Annotated in this window: 16 protein-coding genes; 8 read left to right on the forward strand and 8 right to left on the reverse strand. The window is 39.3% G+C overall.

Annotated features, from left to right (window positions below; translation table 11 throughout):
* The first annotated feature begins 17 nt into the window (after nucleotides 1-17).
* Both KO02_RS21200 and KO02_RS21205 read left to right on the forward strand, forming a co-directional pair.
* Nucleotides 18-2,048, forward strand: coding sequence for a RagB/SusD family nutrient uptake outer membrane protein (locus KO02_RS21200; RefSeq protein WP_038703179.1), 2,031 nt, complete (start codon nucleotides 18-20; stop codon nucleotides 2,046-2,048).
* Between the two features lie 19 nt (nucleotides 2,049-2,067).
* Nucleotides 2,068-2,964 (forward strand): BT_3044 domain-containing protein, encoded by an 897-nt coding sequence (locus KO02_RS21205; protein WP_038701514.1) that lies wholly within the window; start codon nucleotides 2,068-2,070, stop codon nucleotides 2,962-2,964.
* 192 nt (nucleotides 2,965-3,156) lie between these two features.
* On the opposite strand, the gene KO02_RS21210 is transcribed toward KO02_RS21205, so the two are convergent.
* Nucleotides 3,157-3,627 carry a hypothetical protein gene (locus KO02_RS21210; protein WP_038701516.1) on the reverse strand — a complete coding sequence of 157 codons (471 nt, stop codon included), beginning with the start codon at nucleotides 3,625-3,627 and terminating at the stop codon, nucleotides 3,157-3,159.
* A 731-nt stretch (nucleotides 3,628-4,358) separates the two neighbouring features.
* Between KO02_RS21210 and KO02_RS21215 the strand changes: the two genes are divergently transcribed.
* On the forward strand, nucleotides 4,359-4,643 hold the full coding sequence (locus KO02_RS21215; protein ID WP_038701518.1) for a helix-turn-helix domain-containing protein: 285 nt from the start codon (nucleotides 4,359-4,361) through the stop codon (nucleotides 4,641-4,643).
* 79 nt (nucleotides 4,644-4,722) lie between these two features.
* Here the strand turns inward: KO02_RS21215 and KO02_RS21220 are convergent, their stop codons facing one another.
* Entirely contained in the window at nucleotides 4,723-5,550 is an 828-nt protein-coding gene (locus tag KO02_RS21220) for an AraC family transcriptional regulator (protein ID WP_200878582.1), read from the reverse strand.
* 165 nt (nucleotides 5,551-5,715) lie between these two features.
* On the opposite strand from KO02_RS21220, the gene KO02_RS21225 reads away from it, so the two are divergent.
* The 4 genes from KO02_RS21225 (at nucleotide 5,716) to KO02_RS21240 (ending at nucleotide 10,242) form a co-directional block, all read left to right on the forward strand.
* Entirely contained in the window at nucleotides 5,716-7,062 is a 1,347-nt protein-coding gene (locus KO02_RS21225) for a TolC family protein (protein ID WP_038701522.1), read from the forward strand.
* 109 nt (nucleotides 7,063-7,171) lie between these two features.
* A complete protein-coding gene (locus KO02_RS21230; protein ID WP_038701524.1) occupies nucleotides 7,172-8,236 on the forward strand; it encodes an HlyD family secretion protein in 1,065 nt (354 codons plus the stop codon).
* Entirely contained in the window at nucleotides 8,196-9,818 is a 1,623-nt protein-coding gene (locus KO02_RS21235; RefSeq protein WP_200878583.1) for a transporter, read from the forward strand. The genes KO02_RS21230 and KO02_RS21235 overlap by 41 nt, the downstream gene beginning before the upstream one ends.
* Nucleotides 9,819-9,837: 19 nt before the next feature.
* Entirely contained in the window at nucleotides 9,838-10,242 is a 405-nt protein-coding gene (locus KO02_RS21240; protein ID WP_038701527.1) for a hypothetical protein, read from the forward strand.
* Nucleotides 10,243-10,396: 154 nt separating this feature from the next.
* Here the strand turns inward: KO02_RS21240 and KO02_RS21245 are convergent, their stop codons facing one another.
* Genes KO02_RS21245 through KO02_RS21260 form a run of 5 tightly spaced genes read right to left on the reverse strand, consistent with a single transcriptional unit; the run spans nucleotide 10,397 to nucleotide 14,628 of the window.
* A complete protein-coding gene (locus KO02_RS21245) occupies nucleotides 10,397-11,926 on the reverse strand; it encodes a sulfatase (protein WP_038701528.1) in 1,530 nt (509 codons plus the stop codon).
* Entirely contained in the window at nucleotides 11,923-12,207 is a 285-nt protein-coding gene (locus tag KO02_RS21250; protein WP_038701530.1) for a hypothetical protein, read from the reverse strand. The genes KO02_RS21245 and KO02_RS21250 overlap by 4 nt, the downstream gene beginning before the upstream one ends.
* On the reverse strand, nucleotides 12,208-12,318 hold the full coding sequence (locus tag KO02_RS24440) for a RagB/SusD family nutrient uptake outer membrane protein (RefSeq protein WP_081918506.1): 111 nt from the start codon (nucleotides 12,316-12,318) through the stop codon (nucleotides 12,208-12,210). It lies immediately after the preceding gene.
* Nucleotides 12,315-13,490 (reverse strand): aminopeptidase C, encoded by a 1,176-nt coding sequence (locus tag KO02_RS21255; protein WP_051960187.1) that lies wholly within the window; start codon nucleotides 13,488-13,490, stop codon nucleotides 12,315-12,317. Before KO02_RS21255 ends, KO02_RS24440 begins: the two co-directional genes overlap by 4 nt.
* 10 nt (nucleotides 13,491-13,500) lie before the next feature.
* A complete protein-coding gene (locus KO02_RS21260) occupies nucleotides 13,501-14,628 on the reverse strand; it encodes an acyltransferase family protein (RefSeq protein ID WP_200878584.1) in 1,128 nt (375 codons plus the stop codon).
* 152 nt (nucleotides 14,629-14,780) lie between these two features.
* On the opposite strand from KO02_RS21260, the gene KO02_RS21265 reads away from it, so the two are divergent.
* Nucleotides 14,781-15,854, forward strand: a complete 1,074-nt coding sequence (locus tag KO02_RS21265; protein ID WP_144243379.1) for a hypothetical protein — start codon at nucleotides 14,781-14,783, stop codon at nucleotides 15,852-15,854.
* Between the two features lie 92 nt (nucleotides 15,855-15,946).
* Here the strand turns inward: KO02_RS21265 and KO02_RS21270 are convergent, their stop codons facing one another.
* Nucleotides 15,947-18,016, reverse strand: coding sequence for an alpha-L-fucosidase (locus KO02_RS21270; RefSeq protein ID WP_038701534.1), 2,070 nt, complete (start codon nucleotides 18,014-18,016; stop codon nucleotides 15,947-15,949).
* Between the last annotated feature and the right edge of the window lie 31 nt (nucleotides 18,017-18,047).

Consider the following 18,047-nt stretch of genomic DNA (forward strand, 5'->3'; position numbering starts at 1 on the left):
AAATACAGTTAAATACTATGAGAACATCTATTATAAAAAGAATCATATTTGTCGCTACGGCAGTCCAAATGCTATTCATGACAACTTCCTGCAAGGATTACCTCAATATCGACGAATATTTCGACGATGAATTTAACATCGACTCGGCCTTTTCCAATGTTCGCAATATGGAGGCTTATATGTGGGGTGCAGCCGCGATGTTTCCCGACGAGTCCAACACGGTTCGATATGGCTACACCCCGGGCCCTATGGCAACCGATGAAGGCCTCAACGGATTGACCGGTGCTGGTTCGACAAATGTCTATTACGGCATGGATTTCGTAACTGGAAATATATCGCCTGATTTTTTCGGAGGTGGATCTTCAACAAAGTACAACCTCAACGAATGGGGGCGATACTACAAAATCATCCGTAAGTGTAACAACATCCTCCAGAACTTAGACCGTCCGAGCGATCTAAATAATATGGATCGCCTACGGATCGAGGGGTATACCCGTTTTATCCGTGCCTATGCTTATTACAACATCTTGGTAGACTACGGACCAGCCATCCTAGTGGGCGATGAAGTGGTGAATACTAATGAACCCATCACTTATTACGACAGACCGAGAGCAACCTACGATGAGACCATGGACTATACCTGTTCGGAATTTGAAAAAGCGGCACAATTCATGCCCCTAGATGTGTCGTTATTGGATTTTGGACGTCCGTCTAAAGGTGCAGCCTACGCTTTGGTTGCCCGTCTACGTCTCATTCATGCTAGTCCGTTGTTCAACGGTGGACCAGTGGCCAACGCATATTATGGCAACTGGACGCGCAAAACCGACAATGTACACTACGTGTCGCAACAATACAGTGAAGCAAAATGGGCTGTAGCGGCCGCTGCGGCAAAACGTGTCATAGATCTTGGACAGTACCAATTATACACAGTAGTTAGTGATAACAAAACGCCCGCACTTCCAAAAGGAGTGATGTCCGACCCTAATTTCTATGAAGAGTTCCCGAATGGAGCAGCAGGCATCGATCCTTTAAGATCCTACTCTGATATTTTTACAGGAGAAGCAGTTGCTTCTATTAACAAAGAAATCATCTGGGGCAGAAATACCGAATACCTAAAGACCACTATTAGTCAAGGGGCAATGCCCCCTTCATTGGGTGGCTGGGGACGTTTCTGTGTCACACAGAAAGTAGTCGATGCCTATTTGATGGACGACGGACGAACCAAAGAAGAGGCATCATCAGACAATTATTATTCGGAAACGGGTTTTACAACCCAGCCTCGCAATTTCTCGGGATATCCGCTCAATTCAGGAGTATATAATATGTATGCGAATCGTGAGATGCGCTTCTACGCCTCTATTGGGTTTAACGAAGCTGTATGGCAAGCACTTTCCAGTACTTCGATCAATAATTATACAGCAAAATACTATTATCAGGATGCCGATGGTCGCGGTGGTGTAACCGCTATTTCGCCCAATTACCCCATCACAGGATATGTTATCAAGAAATATAACCACCCTATGGATGCCTTTCAAGGTACTGGTGCTCGTCACATGAAAAAATCGTACTCCATCATCCGCTATGCCGAGATTTTGTTGTCTTACGCGGAAGCACTCAACAACCTCACTGGAAGTCACTCAATACAGCTCGGAGACCAGAATTACACCATATCTCGTGATTTGGAAGCGATAAAAAATACTTTTAACCTGGTTCGATACCGTGCTGGACTTCCGGGACTTAGTGCCAACCAACTCAGCAGTTCCGTAACAATTCAAAAACAGATCGAGCGTGAACGTATGGTAGAGTTTCTGTGGGAAAACAGACGCTTCTATGATGTGCGTCGCTGGGGAATTTACGAAGAAACTGAACGCGAACCTATACGTGGTATGAATCCCGATGGCGCTACCAAAGAAACCTATTACCAACGCGTCATTCCAGGGACATCGTCATTCCTGACCCGCGTCGTTGACAAAAAATTGATTTGGATACCTATACCACGTGCCGAAATGAGAAGGCTTCCTTCTGTCGATCAAAATCCCGGTTATTAAGCTCATAAAAAAGAAAGAGATGAAAGTAAGATATATAAAGATATTGGCAGTAAGCATGCTGCTGTCAGCATGCAAAGACAACGAATTGTTTGAAAAGGAAATGTATCGAAATGAAGTCGCATTAATCAGTAATAACTATTATAACACATTTCAGGAAGTAGTTGATCTGACGAATGAAGAGGTAACCGGATATATAACTGCTTCTACTGGAGGCACACACGCCCCCACGATTAATCTTGCCATTCAATTGGAAGAAGACCAAACCCAATTCGATATATACAACCGGTCTCTTTTTGACAACGATGAAAAGTTATACGCGAAACTATTGCCTAGGGATAAATATGAAATTGTAAATAATTACATCAGCATTGAGGCTGGCACACGTACAGGACGTACGAGCGTCAAGATTCGTCCAGCTGGACTTTCTCCAGATTCGACCTATTTAATTGGGTTGCAGGCTACAGCTGCACCTGGTATAGACATCAATCCAAAGAAAAAAAACATACTATATCAAGTACTGATCAAGAATGCTTATGCTTCACAAGCAGAAAACGCGTTTTACGCCATGTCTGGTCTAGTAAACGGCATGGTCACTGCGGGCAATAAGAAGTTGTTTCCATTAACAGGTAACAGTGTTCGCGTGATTGCTGGAATAGAATCATTTGAAAGCAAAGCGGATCTTATCAACGCAACTTCCATTTTACTCGAAGTGGGTACGGACAACCATGTAACCATCAAGCCCTACCGCAATATCAAGGTAACCCAAATAGATGGCGATAGCCGATACCCCAATGAATTCAGGATAGAAGAATATTTTGGACGCCAGTTCAATGTATTTCTACTTTCATATAGCTACGAACTTAAAGGCGTGACACGTCAGATGCAAGAAGAACTGCGCATCGAGATCAAGCGCTAATCGGGTCGCTCTTACAGTTTAAAAACTGGGCACAACCTTTCTTCATTCAATTAAAATGCCTTCTTCTAGCAAATGGAAGAAGGCATTTTAATTGAATCTTGAGGTTAAAATCCCATATTCTCGATTACGATATAATGGGTGACAGGATTATTATTTTTACCTTTACTAAAACCAATTGGTTTCCTTCCCCTCTTACTTCCAGAATTCATCTTTCCAGATAATTTCAACTACATCATCATTGTGGACCGATTCGAGCTTTTGCCAATCTTCCAAACTTGCCGTTTCTTGAACTAAAGGAAATAGTTCCCTTTCTTCAAAACGAATATGTTTTTCTAATGTTTCCTCTATTCGATTAATCGTTTTATAAGTATAAACTGGAGTAAGAAAAAGTCTCCTTAATAAGCGATGTTCTTTCCGTGCCCGTATGACCCCCACATGTTCCTCTCCTAGAATTGGTAAAATCAAACGCTCTTCTATATCGAAATGCTCGGCAATCTGATTTTCCCATAAATATATAATGTAATCTTGCAATCGTTTTACTTCAATAGCTTGTTCCAATCCCTTCCTAATTTTCCAACACAACAGTAACGAGAAATGATGTTCTCGGCTTAGTGGTTGTAAAGATGGGTGCCTACCCAAAGGACGTATACTGTTGGTTTCCATAACGATAATAATTATTATAACATTGAAATAGATGATCAATCTTTTAGAGATCTAAAAGATTAATATAAAGCATGAGGTTACATTTAGGCAAGCGTACATAAATGAATCACAATAGTCTTTGTATTATTGCCTAAAATGAGGACTATTTTATAGGATAGATCAACTTTGAGCATCAATAACTAAGGTAATAAAATACTTTATATAAAAAGATACAAAGGTATTTTATTAACCACAATGCTATCTTAAATAGTAAATAACTGTTTTTAATGCTATAAGAAATCGTCATGCAAATAAAGGTATTGAAGTGAAAAAATATAACTTCAATACAAATGTTCATTATGTCTTGAATCAATAAAAACATGTCTTTTATAGGATAGCCCAAAATAATTCTTATCCCTAATTTTGTCCCAATGAAAAAAGAAGTATAGTTTAAATAAAAAATATGTTTTTTAATTGTTTATAAATAATTTGTCTTTGCAACTCTCGCTTAATCAGAGTCCGATACGCTTATTCTCGCTCCAGAATACATACCTTATCCCATGTATAATAGCGCGTTGGATGAAAGCGGAGTTGCTCAGCAAATTAATTACTGCAAAAAGCACATCCAACTTTAAAAAATAAATCGATTCTTTTAAACATACACAGTCTTATAATGACTCTTGTGCTATCATGCGCCGCAGATTACGAGGTAAGTTAATCGCATAGTCAAGTCTAATTAATAATTATTGAATATGGTCACACTTGGAGAAAAGCTCAAAGAATTGAGAGAAGCCAATAATTTAATGCAAAAAGAAATTGGTATTTTAATTCATGTAGGAGGTGCATTTATTAGCAAAATCGAAAGAAATGAAACCTTAGTCAGTAAAAGTCACTTGAAAACTCTGAGCGGTTTTTTCAGTGTAAAAGAAGAGGAATTAATGACTTTATGGCTTGCTGAGAAAATCAGAGAGCTCATTCGAAATGAATATGTTGGAAAAAATGCACTGGAAACCGTATTAAAAGATTTTGAAATCTAACATAGATCGCAAACATGCCCCACACGAGTTCTGCCATAGACCAACGCAACCTTGTGCTCGCTTTATGCAACCACAGCACCTAGGATTTATTAAAAAATAAAGCATTATTTTTCCTCAGATCTGATGGTCTTGAGTGTGTAAAGGTTTGAAAAGTATTACTGAAAGACCCCACTGTATCATAGCCTACCGCAAATGCAATCTCCGTAATGGACACATTGCTTTGTAATAGCATCTCTATTGCCTTAATCATGCGCAGTGTTTTAAAATACTGTAAAAAAGAGACATGCAACTGCGTCTGAAATATGCGGGACATCGACCGTTCACTCATATAAAAGCGGTCACTGATGTGTTTCAAAGTGATTTGTTCTGCCAGATTATCTTCCAGGTAACGAATAACCTCTAGCATTCTTTGATCTGTACTCGTTGGTAAAACAATGGGAAGTGCGCTACTATTAAGTTGAGGCAAGAGTTTCTTGATCGATACTAAAAAATCAAAATAATAATCTGTAGGTATCACATGCCGCTCATCCCAACGCTCGGTATGATTGATCATCTGGATCAAAAGCTCTGTGGCAGGATAAATACCCAGTTTACCGTAAAAAGTATCCACATCATCGTCATCAGTATAAAAATAGATCGACCGTAATACGGTGCCGGAATGACCAATCCGTAAAATATGAGGAATACCAAACGGAATCCAAAAGTAATGACGAGCCGGTACGACATAGGTTTTACCTTGAATGGTAATATAAGCTATCCCTCCTTCCACAAAGCCTAATTGACCTTTCTTGTGTGTATGTAAAGGAATGAGTTTTTCTGATCTTTCATGCATCACAAAAGCTGATTCTGCATGTTCATCTATCTCAGGCAATAAAGCAATAAGTCCCATATCATTATTTGTTGTCAAAAATACAGGATATGCTAGAAGAATGAAATTTATTATGCTGATTTAGTGAAAATATTTTGAGATTTACATTATGGCTTGATTCAATAAAAACATGTCTATTATAAGATATTTCAGAAGGGCGCTTACCTCTAATTTTGTCCCGATCAAAAAATAGATATATTTCAAATGCAAAAAACCCTAACCCTGTTGTTTTTCTTCGTTTTTAAACAATTTGCCTTTGCAACGCCTCCTTCTCAAAATCCCCTAGCGCCACATGTCGTTCCAATAGATACGGTTTACCTGACATTACCAGAAGCCTGGGAAAAAGCAGAATTGCACAGCAAATTAATCATTATTCAGAGGAAAAACACCGCAATAGCACTGGCGGAATACAAGGATGCTAAAATCGAATTATTTCCAGAGATTTCTGTAAAAGGAACAGCAGAAAAGGCGTCCAATATCCCAATTTATGAGAATGGACTATTTTCAAAACCCACACAACACGAAGTCATCCATACCCTATATCATATGGGAGCCGAGTTTTATCAAGTACTGTATCATGGTAACAAATTCAGATTAAAGATCAAAGAGGACAAAACATTGCATCAACTCAGTATGGTGCAGGAGAATAAGATGATTTCAGATATTCGATACAGAACAGCTTCACTATATCTCGATTTACAACGTTGTCTACTTTTCAAAGACCTGATCATACAAGACATTGCCGACCAAGAAAAACAATTGATCGAAATCAAGCATTTTCACGAAAATGGAACGGTATTAAAGAGCGATGTTTTACGTGTTGAACTTGATCTTTCCAAAAGAAGAATGACCTTGATCACCATCGAAAATGATATCCTTATTGCCACTCAAAAGCTGAACATCATCTTTGGCGAACCGGATGATAAGGTCATCACACCTAAACCATTAGACCAAAAAAAGGGAGAGAATACGTCCTATGAGCAATATTTGGAACAAGCTTTGAAACACTCATTTTCGTATCATATATCAGAAAAGCAAACCGAATTGAGCGCTATTAATCTGAAACAGGTCAAGGCCAATGTTCGTCCAAACATCGGTATATATGGTGATTTCTACTACGCAAATCCTCAAATATTCTTAGCTCCATATAATCCGGATTGGTACTCTTTGGGCGTCATTGGGGTGAAAGCAACTTTTCCCATTTCATCCATATATCATAATATCCACAAAGTAAAGGCTGCCAAATTAGAATTGGAGAAAGAAGAAGAAGCGCACCACAACATCGGAGATATAGTACGGCAGAACGTAAAAGAAGCCTACTTACGTTATCAAGAAGCGCTAAAACAGATTGCGGTGGCTGAAGTGGATGTACTGCAAGCTAAGGAGAACGCGCGTATCATTAAAAACACGTATTTCAACCAAACTTCCTTGATAACCGATCTACTTGACGCAGATATTCAACTGCTACAAACCCATTTTGAGTTAGCATCTGCACGTATCCTAGCACAAGACAAATATTACTTACTACAAAACATTATAGGTGTCCTGTAAACTTTATTATCAATGATTGTGATGATAATAAAGCTTTAATCATCTTTTAACCGAGTGAAACGATCTCATGTAGACCATGGAGAGCGAACACGACTAAATAACGAAAGAAATGAAAAACAAATACACAGTTACCGACCGTTTGATTACTCGAATAACAGGCTTTATTGCAGGCCTTATTGTTATCGTCATGATGGTATGGGGAGGCTATACACTATGGGGGTATTTTATTTACGAACAGACCAATGATGCACAAGTACAAGAATACGTTAATCCCATTATTTCAAGAGCCGGTGGCTTTGTCGAAACCGTTCAATTTGAAGAAAACCAACACGTAACAAAGGGAGATACACTTTTTATCATTGACAGTCGAGAATATATTTTACAACAAAAACAAACCGAAGCATCGCTACAAAAAGAACAAGCACAACTGCGCGTATTGGATAGTAAGATCGAAACGCTAACGAAAACAGCAAGCGCATATGGAGCACAAGTAAACAGCAATAAAGCAAAATTATGGAAAGAGCAATTGGATTTTGATCGTTACGAAAAACTCTTTCAGGAAGAATCTGCTACAAAACAAAAAGTGGAAGAAATGCAAGCTATTCTCGATGTGAACAGCAACAATTATCAAGCCGCTAGAGACAACCACGATGCCTCACTTTTAAGCATAGAAGATATTAAGGTAGAGCGATCTGTAGTCCTTTCAGAAATCTCTCGTTTAAAATCGTTATTGGACCGCCATAAACTGGATGTAAGCTACACCGTCATTGTAGCTCCCTACAATGGCCGGATGGGAAGACGGACCATCGAAGCTGGACAAATGATCGATGTAGGCGAACCATTGGCATTCATCGTAAATGATGATACCGATAAATGGGTCGTCGCTAATTATAAAGAAACACAAGTGGCCAACATGCGTATCGGTGATACCGTCAAAGTATTCGCTGACGCTTATCCCAGTCAAGAATTTAAAGGAACTATTATTTCGCTATCACCAGCTACAGGGTCTAGTTTCTCGCTCTTACCTCCAGATAACTCGACGGGTAATTACGTTAAGATTGTACAAAGAATTCCAGTGCGTATACGCATAGATGGAAAGCGTAGTGAAATCGACATTTTAAAAGTGGGTATGAATGTCAATGTCTTTACATCAAAAAAACAAAACCGTGGTTAATACGATTCCTATTTTCAAGTCCTGGGTACCAGAATGGATGATAAAAGCAATCTTATTTATCTTATTATTGCCCAGTATCGTTTTATTTTTCATCCCTATAACAAATATTCCCGCTGCAGCAGGATATTATGGAAGTGAGCCGGCAGACATGCAGTTTTCGGTAGCCTTATTTTATGCTGGCTATGTTGGATTTTACAGTTTGGAACGTCGTTTCTTTAATTATTTGGCCGCGCGGGAATATTTTATACTATTCACATTCTTACTCATGCTCACCACATGGGTATGTTATTATACCCATGAAGTGTATATCTTCTTCCCCATCAGATTTGTACAGGGCTTATTATTTGCAAGCACGGTCAACCTCGCACTCTCCCTGATGTTTACACGATTAAAAAATGAAAGAGCAAGGGAAATAAGCTTTTCTGTTTTCTTTGGACTATTGATATGCGCACTCCCTTTCAATAATCTAGTAACTGCCAATCTCATTGATTCTTTTAATTTTAATATCATCTATAAAGGAGCACTGTACTCCTATCTTCCTAGTCTTATCTTACTCCCCTTAACGATGAATCGTATCCGATTGAACGTACGTTTCCCATTATACAAATTGGATTGGCAAAGCTTCTCACTCTACAGTATTGGCCTCGTACTGATTGGATACATCTTTATTTTCGGACAAGAATACTACTGGTTGACGGATAAAAGAATTCGCTATTCATGTATGGGTTTACTATTTCTATCCATCCTATTCATACTCAGACAACGGGCCATGAAACATCCTTATATTGACCTTCGTATATTTAGATCCCGTAGTTTCAAAGCCGGTCTTATGATACTTTTCGTCATGTACATATGTCGCTTCGTATCGGGAATAACCAATACCTATTTCACTGCTATATTAGGCTTTGATCCTATACATGTTTCATACATCAATTTATTTAATTTGGGTGGTTTAATACTTGGAACCATCATTTCTTGTTGGATGGTTATACAAAAAAGGAATATCAGGTTTATCTGGAGCATTGGATTTATCTTTTTACTGATTTTCCATATCATCCTATTTTTTCATACAGATGCCCAAGCAGATGAATTCAACTATTTTATTCCGCTATTTATACAAGGTTTTGGTGTTGGTCTTATCATGGTTCCAACGATCATATACAGCATATCGTCTGTCGCTACTTCTCGTAGCACCTCAGCAGCAGCGGTAAGTTTAGCAATCCGTTATCTTGGTTTCTGCAGCAGCATTGCTTTGATAAATTATTTTGAGCTATATGGAAAAAGCCAGCATTACAACACTTTTCAAGATCATTTAACCGTATTGGACAGTCCGGTTAAAGCACATCTTCAACATCAATCCAATATGCTCATCGAAAATGGATTGCACGCCGAATTATCATCAAAGGCAGCACACAAGTTATTGATCAATAGTCTGCATAAACAAGATCAATTGCGTTTTGCAATGGATTATTATGAATTAATAGCATGGATCATTGTCGGCATATTGCTCTTAATTGCATTATCACCCTATTTGAGCAAGACAATAATACGGTTAAGATCAAAAAATCTCTCTCCTGCTTAAAAACAATTTTACAATCGATATGAAAAAAATATTATTTATTACCCTATTATTCTTGAGCCTATCATGCAAAAAAGAAGACAAGATTTTTATATTAAAGACTATTCAGTTGAATCATTATAAAATACATGCAGATACGAGTAAACAAAATCTTTTTTTCAAAATTCTTAACCCGCGGGGGTCCATTCTTCTTGCTGAAACAGGTAGCTACCCGAGTGCATATACGCTCCCTGCCCAATTTGGAGTTTACCCTCATGTATCATTACCCATATATGCCCAGAACTATATCGTACAATTGTGGAGTGATCGCTCCGGACTTCTTGGGGAATGTGAAGTAGACATGCAGGCATACAAAATTATATTTCCAATAGAAATGGAAGTCGAAAGTGAAAATCTTGAAATATCCATTGCTGGAAGTTGGAAATAGGTTTAACAATCTTACGGAGATGGCGAGAAGAAAAATTGCACGATAACCTGAAAAGACCAGAATATGCCAAACAGCGATAACCTAGTAGAATATAAAAAAAGCATGCTCAATGTCTTGAGCATGCTTTTCCTATTAAAAAGGTAAGAAATCAATCTTATTTTGATTTAGCTAAAGCTTCATCTGGATACTTCGCCGGTAGACCTGTATTTTTATAAACCGGCATAATTGCTTTCCAGTGGCGCAGTTGCTGACTTAGCAAGCCCGCCAGTTCGTCCACCTTTGCAGGCTGCTCAGCAGCGACATCATATTGCTCACCGATATCCTGCTCCAAATTATACAATTCAATCTTACCTGTTTTCTGCGCATAGACCAATTTCCAGTCCCCCTTGCGAATAGCCGAATAATAATTTATTCCAGGACCATCTTGAGGAACCCACTTATTGGGCGTATGCCAAATGAATACGTGTTCTTTTAATTTTCTACCCGATAAAAGCGGATAGATATTACGTCCGTCCAGTTCCTGGACAATATCCTTCTTGAGTGTCGCACCTGCAATATGTAAAAGTGTCGGAAAAAAATCGGTTATAGCTATAGGCTCTTCTACTTTTCTAGCAGTTCGTTGATCGACAGCTTTAATCAAGAGCGGTACTCGGATTCCACCTTCATAGACAGAGCCTTTTCCAGCTCTTAGAGGTAGATTTTGTGTATGTTGCTCACCACTACGCATTGGCGGTAAGCTTAGTCCACCATTATCAGATAGGAAAACAACCACCGTATTGTCATACACCTGTTTCGATTTTAAATAAGCCACCAGCTCACCCACACTTTTATCCATCCCTTCGATCAAAGAAGCATAAGCCGCTTCTTTCGTATCAAGACCAGCATCGATATAGTGCTGAAAAAACCGTTTATCCGCTTGCAACGGCGTGTGAACAGCATAATGTCCCAGGTTAAGAAAGAAAGGCTGCCCCCGATCGATCGGTGTTTCAAGAGTTTTGATCGCCTCCAACGTAAGTGCATCCGTTAGAAAAGTATCTGTCTGATGGTATTTACTCAGATCCGGAACAGCCTGTAGTCCGGCCTTGCCCGGTATATTGCCATAATTTTCTTCCCCATAATAACTTTGCGGATGTCCGGCAGCATGTCCCGCAATATTGACCATAAACCCCAAATTATAAGGATTTGCCCCAGGTGTACCTGCCGCTCCCCAATGCGCCTTGCCTACATGGATCGTCACGTAACCATTGTCCTTTAATAGCTGTGGGAATGGTGTTGCAAATACTGTATTCGGAATATTTGGAATGGGGCTCATCCCATTAAAATTCCAATCCGCACGTTCAAAAACACTGTCCGTCACATCAGTAGGCTGATCCCTAACCGGAGATGTCCAGTTCGTCACCTTATGGTGCGCAGCATTCATCCCTGTCAGAAAACTCACACGCGAAGGCGTGCAAACAGGAGTAGCATAGGCATTGGTAAATTTGGTACTTCCCTTTGCCAAGGCCTCGATATTTGGTGTCTTATAGATTCGGTTGTTCTTCGATAATTTGTGATCAAAAGGTTCGGACAAATCCTGCCAGCCCAGATCATCGATCATGATCACTACAATATTAGGTTGCTGCTGCTGCGCAAATAATAGTACAGGAGCAAACAAACAAATCAGTAAACTAATGCTTTTTCTCATTTCTTTTTTTCTTGACGTAACACTTCCGCAGCTTCAGTATCTTCATATTGATCAATAAGCTCATTTAAGCGAAGTTTCAGTTTCTTAATTTCAGGTTGCAAAGCCTCCACTTGAATGCGTGGCGTATTGACCAACTGCGAGCCATAAGCTGAAATCGCTTGATAAGCATGATCATCCGATAGGATAAAAATAATATTGGGTTTTTCCTGGGTCTGTGCCTCCGAATTAAACTTGCCTAAACCTAGTAATAGACAAGTCAGTATCACATAATTTCTTTTCATTTAGTAGCCTGGATTTTGAGTTAGATTACTATTTCTATCAATCTCACTTTGTGGAATAGGATATAATTGTTGATAATCAGCAGCACTTTTACCACGAGCATAAAGTTTTATATCATATCCATTTTACTTTTAAGCGCCGCATTTAGCGCATCTTTGTGCAGCATCAGCGTGACCGTTTTGTAACGGACAAATTCCTTCGATACATAAAGAAGTCCCTTATATGCATTGGCTTTGCCCCACGAATTTTTAGCCATATAATAAGCTTTTCCATTTTGGTCTTTTGCGGTTCCTATAATGTGCATAGCATGGTCGTCCGTTGTTTGCCAATTGTCAAAATCTTTTTGCCTTTGTGCAGCCGTAACCTTCATCTCTGGTTGAGGGCGCACAAACATGGTTTCTTGTTCCTGACGGGTCATATCTTCATATGGTTTCTCTGGTACATATGCGATACCATGCTGCCACGAAAATCCCTTTTCAGAAATATCTGAAGTCCAAGCTACCGTATATCCCTTCAGCAATGCTTCATCAATGACATCCGTTAAGTCATTCATTTGCACATTATAAAAGCGATCAAACGACCAATTGTCGGGCACTAGCAGCACAAAGGGACTATAATAGGGTTGGTCGGATACAGAAGCGAGACCAATGTAATCATCCGGATTGATGCCAATGACCTGATCAGCGAACGTACGTGCTGTGTAAGTTTTTCCCTCATAATCAAATTGTTGCGGCACCTCGCCTAAATACTCGTCTAGCGTCGATGCATATCCCACTTCCCAATCCGGTTTCAGGGGTTTATTCTTTACCAAAACCTGCAACATCGTATTCAACCGCTGCGTCATTTTACCAAAATCGTTGTACTGATTTTTCCCCACAAGACCTGTATAAGCAGCCCGTGGCATTGCTCCGTATTTACGAAATACATGCAATACATCAAGCAATTGACCACCCTCTCCCATATGAAGCTCCCCGTGCAGACGCACAAAACTACGCGCCTTGTCCAAGTAGACCTTGCGTGCCGTATAAATTGGTGAAATGGGCACAGGTTTTTTACCCATACGAATCATCTCGGATTCCAAAAATGAGTTTCCAGTATATGACCAGCACGTATTGGAAATGCCCTGATGCTTTACCGATGTGCGACCCAAATGAATAACATCGGTAAATACATACTCAGATTGAATAGCATCAGTCCGGTTTTTATGATAAAATTTAAATCCATATCGAACCAAAAACACAACCACAAGAAGTCCGGCAGCAATCCACCATTTATATTTTTTCATATCATTTTAGCTATCGCCCTCCACTAATAAGCGAAGTAAAACGTGGTAAATATTTTTTCAATACGTTATAAATTAGTAAGCCCAGTAGGATTGTAATCGCTGGACAAACAATATATAAAAGCAATAATTCAATCTCGGAATTCGGATGAATAATCTTAAATAAAAATTTAATGACAAACACCAGTGGTAGGCGATGGTACGCGAAGATAAAGAAACTGCTATTGCCCAATGATGTACTATCACTCCAAGTACCTTTTGCTATAAAATGGGCAGACAGTCCTATGGCAAGCACAAGACCAATGATAATTCCCCCACCATGCAAATAAGCATTCCATTGCGGCCCCCACAAATATAGATCCGTTAGAGCCATAATGGGATAAAACAATATAGCCATCGATAGTCTGGGTTTCAGCACTTCTACAAAGTTTTTATTATGAATACTAAAATAAGCTCCTGCGGCAAAGAAGAATAATGACGCGAAGCTAAATCCAGGCAAATACATCCACTGATTTGTTATCCACAATATCCCCAACAAAATCACCGCAATACCCTTGAGTTTTTTCAAGACAATGTAGATTAGCGGAGAAAAAAGCACGACAACCATCAGGTCACGGATAAACCAGAAAGGAGAATTGATGGGTAAAGATTTGTCCAAATGTGAACTTATCATCGAGGTATCCCAGAAAGCCCATAGCCAATCCAACATACTGTAATCGGTTATCAATTTACTCTTTCCAGAAATCAAACTACCCCCCAAAAAGGTTTGTGCAAGATATAAGAGTAGCAAGACAACGAGATTCCAAAAAACATAGGGAATCAGTAAGGAACGAGCACGTTTCTTTAACTTTCCAAGATAAGTATGGGTGTTAAAAACCGGTGTTTTATAAAAGAATAAAAAACCCGAGATAAAATAGAAAAGGGGAACACAGATCTCGAGGATGATTTTAGAAAATAGTGTGAAAATAGAGGAGAAAATAGGATAATTCGCAAAATCTATTTGTTTTACTCCCTGCATCACAACATTAGAAAAATCCGTATGGATAAATACAACACCCACAATAAGTGGAAAGCGAAGAAAGTTGATCGTCTTGGACTGCAGTTCTTCGCTAAACATATTTGAATTATTATCTTTATCCATAAGCCCCTATGTTACAAACCTTTTATCAGCTGTATTTCAGGATGTTAAATTAGATAATTTTAGTCAAAAAATAACAATGAATATGGAAAGATGCTTGAAGCAGGTTATTATTGATAGGTATAATTCATGTAAAATGATATAAACTACAGCAGATGAAAAAAACAATCCTTCCCTCCTTAAATACACTAATTACGGTCCTTTTAGTGTTCTGTTTTTCTTCCTGTGATGGTATAGTGGAACATAACAAAAAACCATTGGCTTCAGAATATGAAAATTTTCAAGAAATCAATGAGCATTACCATTCCGACAACTTCGAGGTCAAGTTGTTTTGTGAGACCCAGGTCTCCAGTTCAAGTTCACCAAATCCCATTCGTATTTTTCCATCGGTCAACAACCAATTGATTGTATCTTGTGATGCAGAAAAAAATGAGGCAACCCAAGGCGATATGCTTTACTATAAGATAAAAAGCAATGGAACTGTGGAAGATACTTTACACTTATCTCAAAATGAATATTGGCCGGAATTTATCGACGGTTTTATGGTTTTCACCAATAACGACAAAGCCTTTTATACCACTTGGCCACAAAACGGCGATACCACCAGACTTATGGTCAATGTTTTGAATGCCGATCTAAGCTGGTCCGAAGAGCAAGTATATCAGAAAATTGAAACGGTAAAAAAGGACTGTACATATTGGTTTTTTGAAAATGTGACCAATAATGAGCATTACTATAGGCAGTTCTTCTTTTATCAAGACAAACAATGGCAGATGGTATGGCAAAAATTGCCAGAATACCGGAGTCTCGATAGTAGCGAAACCGCCAACCGCTACCGTAATAATGTTTTTCGGACTGGCGAAGAAGATCCCTACCTACCCGAAAACGTTACTTTTTTACACTTTCATCCTGAAGAAAAATTAAAATATAGCCACAATATTGGCGGAGGTAACCCTGGATTTAGTGTGACAAACTGGCGAGGAAAGGCTTTCTTTAAAACAAAAATCGGAGATCGTGATTTTAATTTTTTTGTGCCCCATATCGCTGTAGAAAAAGAAAAATTTGACGGTTTTAAAGATCGATTTTATACGGTCTTAGCAGCATCTTATCCAGCAAGAACTTTCAGACCGTCGTTTTATATTTCACCCAATGGTTTTGCATTTTATTCTTCCAACAGCCAAAACATGTATATAATCCGTAAAAAAGAATCCGCAAAAACAGATCATTGAAACCATCCGTACCAAAGTAGCACCTACCCCTAACAATTTTCAAAAAAGGCCAGCAATAAAATTGCTGGCCTTAGACATTTAATACCAAGTAACTAGTCTACAATGACACCGATTTCATTTATTTTCATCCCATTTTGATCAGCACCGATTACAGAAAGTGCTTCAAACTTGATAAAACGTGCTTGTTCTTTCGCCGGGAACTTAACCTGCTGTTTGATTGGATTATTTTTGATATTGCCAAACGTCTTATTATGGAGAACACGTTCCCATTTCTGACCGTCCTTGCTCACATAAAAGTTATATTTATCCACAATCCCATTCGTGTTACCATTGGTAGCCGGGGTATAAGTAAACCCATCGATTTCCAATTCTCCTCCCATATCAAGAGTTATTTCATAACTCGCCGAAGCCCCTGCATATTCAGCTTCCCAGCCTGTTCTATAATCACCGTCAAAAGCCCTATTCACTTGCGATCCTTTTCGGGATTCGCTAGCATTTATCACTTTCCAATCTGCTGTCGAAAGATCATAATCAGCCATCACAATATCACTAAATTCCTTTCCACCATTGATGAAGGCCCTAGCTTTGATCATACCGCCTTTTTTCAATTCAAAAGACCCATCATAAGGCGTACTCTTTACCTGTGGGTCACCACCATCTAAAGTATACGTTATAAGCGGATCTGGGCTATTCGTCTTGATAGAAACCACTCCCTCCTTGGTTCTATAAATTAGCGGGATATCCAATACCTCCGGAGCTAAGTAAGCTTGTATTTCTGAAAGAACGGGCGATGCATTAGCCTCCACAGTAATCCGAATCCGACTCGTTTGTATCGTCGGAAAACTTAAGATCCTTTTATAGCCGATCGTACTTTGTTTATCCAACACAACAAACTTACTTCCATCCCAGTAGGCTACTTCAAACGATTTGACACGTTGGCCAAGTGGAATATATTCCTGCAGAAGTAAGCGATTAAGCTTTGTTTTTGCACCAAGATCTACTGTTACTGTTGCATTTTTAACCCCATTTTCTACAGCAAAATAGGTGTCAAAATTACCGTCCGAGAGCTGAGTTGCTTGCGTTGCGTTTACCAGTACTTTTTTTCCTTTGGCTAAATTTGTCTTAAAAGTCGCATCGACCACTTTCCGCAACTCCATTAATCGGGTAGAGTCTGTCGGATGAATCTGTCCTGTACGACTTACGGGAACGTTTAATAATAAATTAGCGTTACTCCCCACTGAGGTATAATAGATCCCCAATAATTGGCTTAATGTCTTGACTTTATCATCGGTAGCTGGGCTGTAGAACCATCCTGGTCTAATCGATACATCGACCTCACCAGGTATCCAGTACTTTCCATTTTCGTCACCTGTATTTAAGACTTCTTGTTTTGGAGCATCCTTTCCCATTCCAAAGCCATCAGTATTTAGCGTGCTCCAATTGGTTTCACCAGCAAAACCAGACTCATTCCCAATCCAGCGTGCTCCAGGGCCAATGTCGCTAAATATAACTGCATGAGGCTGATGCTTGTACACGACACTGCGAAACAATGGCCAGTCATAAACTTGTTTTTTACCATTCGGTCCCTCTCCATTTGCACCATCAAACCACATCTCATAGATATCACCATAATTAGTCAACACTTCTTCCAGCGTTTTGGCAAAGATATCGTTGTATTCAGGAGTCCCATATGAAGGGTGATTTTGGTCCCAGGGCGATAAATATACCCCGAACTTCAAGCCATATTCCTTACAAGCTTCAGAAAGGTCTTTTAACACATCCCCTTTTCCACCTTTCCATGGGCTTTCACGTACCGTGTGCGTACTGTATTTACTCGGCCATAAACAAAAACCATCGTGATGCTTAGCTGTAATAATAATAGCTTTCATTCCAGCATCTTTAGCTGTTTTAGCCCATTGTCGTGCATCGAGATTTGTTGGATTAAAGACACCCGGATTCTCTTTTCCATCGCCCCATTCCTTATCCGTAAATGTATTCGGACCGAAATGGATAAACATATAGTAACCTAGTTTCTGCCATGAAATCTGGTCTGCCCTCGGCAGCGCCCCATAGGGCGCTGGAGCAGCTTGCTGGGCATTTACATGCCACGTTGTAAAAAGAGTCATCACCCCTAACGCTAGACTTTTCTTGATATAATTCATTATTTTCTAATCTTTATATAAGTTATTCAAT

Origin of the sequence: Sphingobacterium sp. ML3W (assembly GCF_000747525.1) — a bacterium.
Taxonomy (GTDB): Bacteria; Bacteroidota; Bacteroidia; order Sphingobacteriales; family Sphingobacteriaceae; genus Sphingobacterium.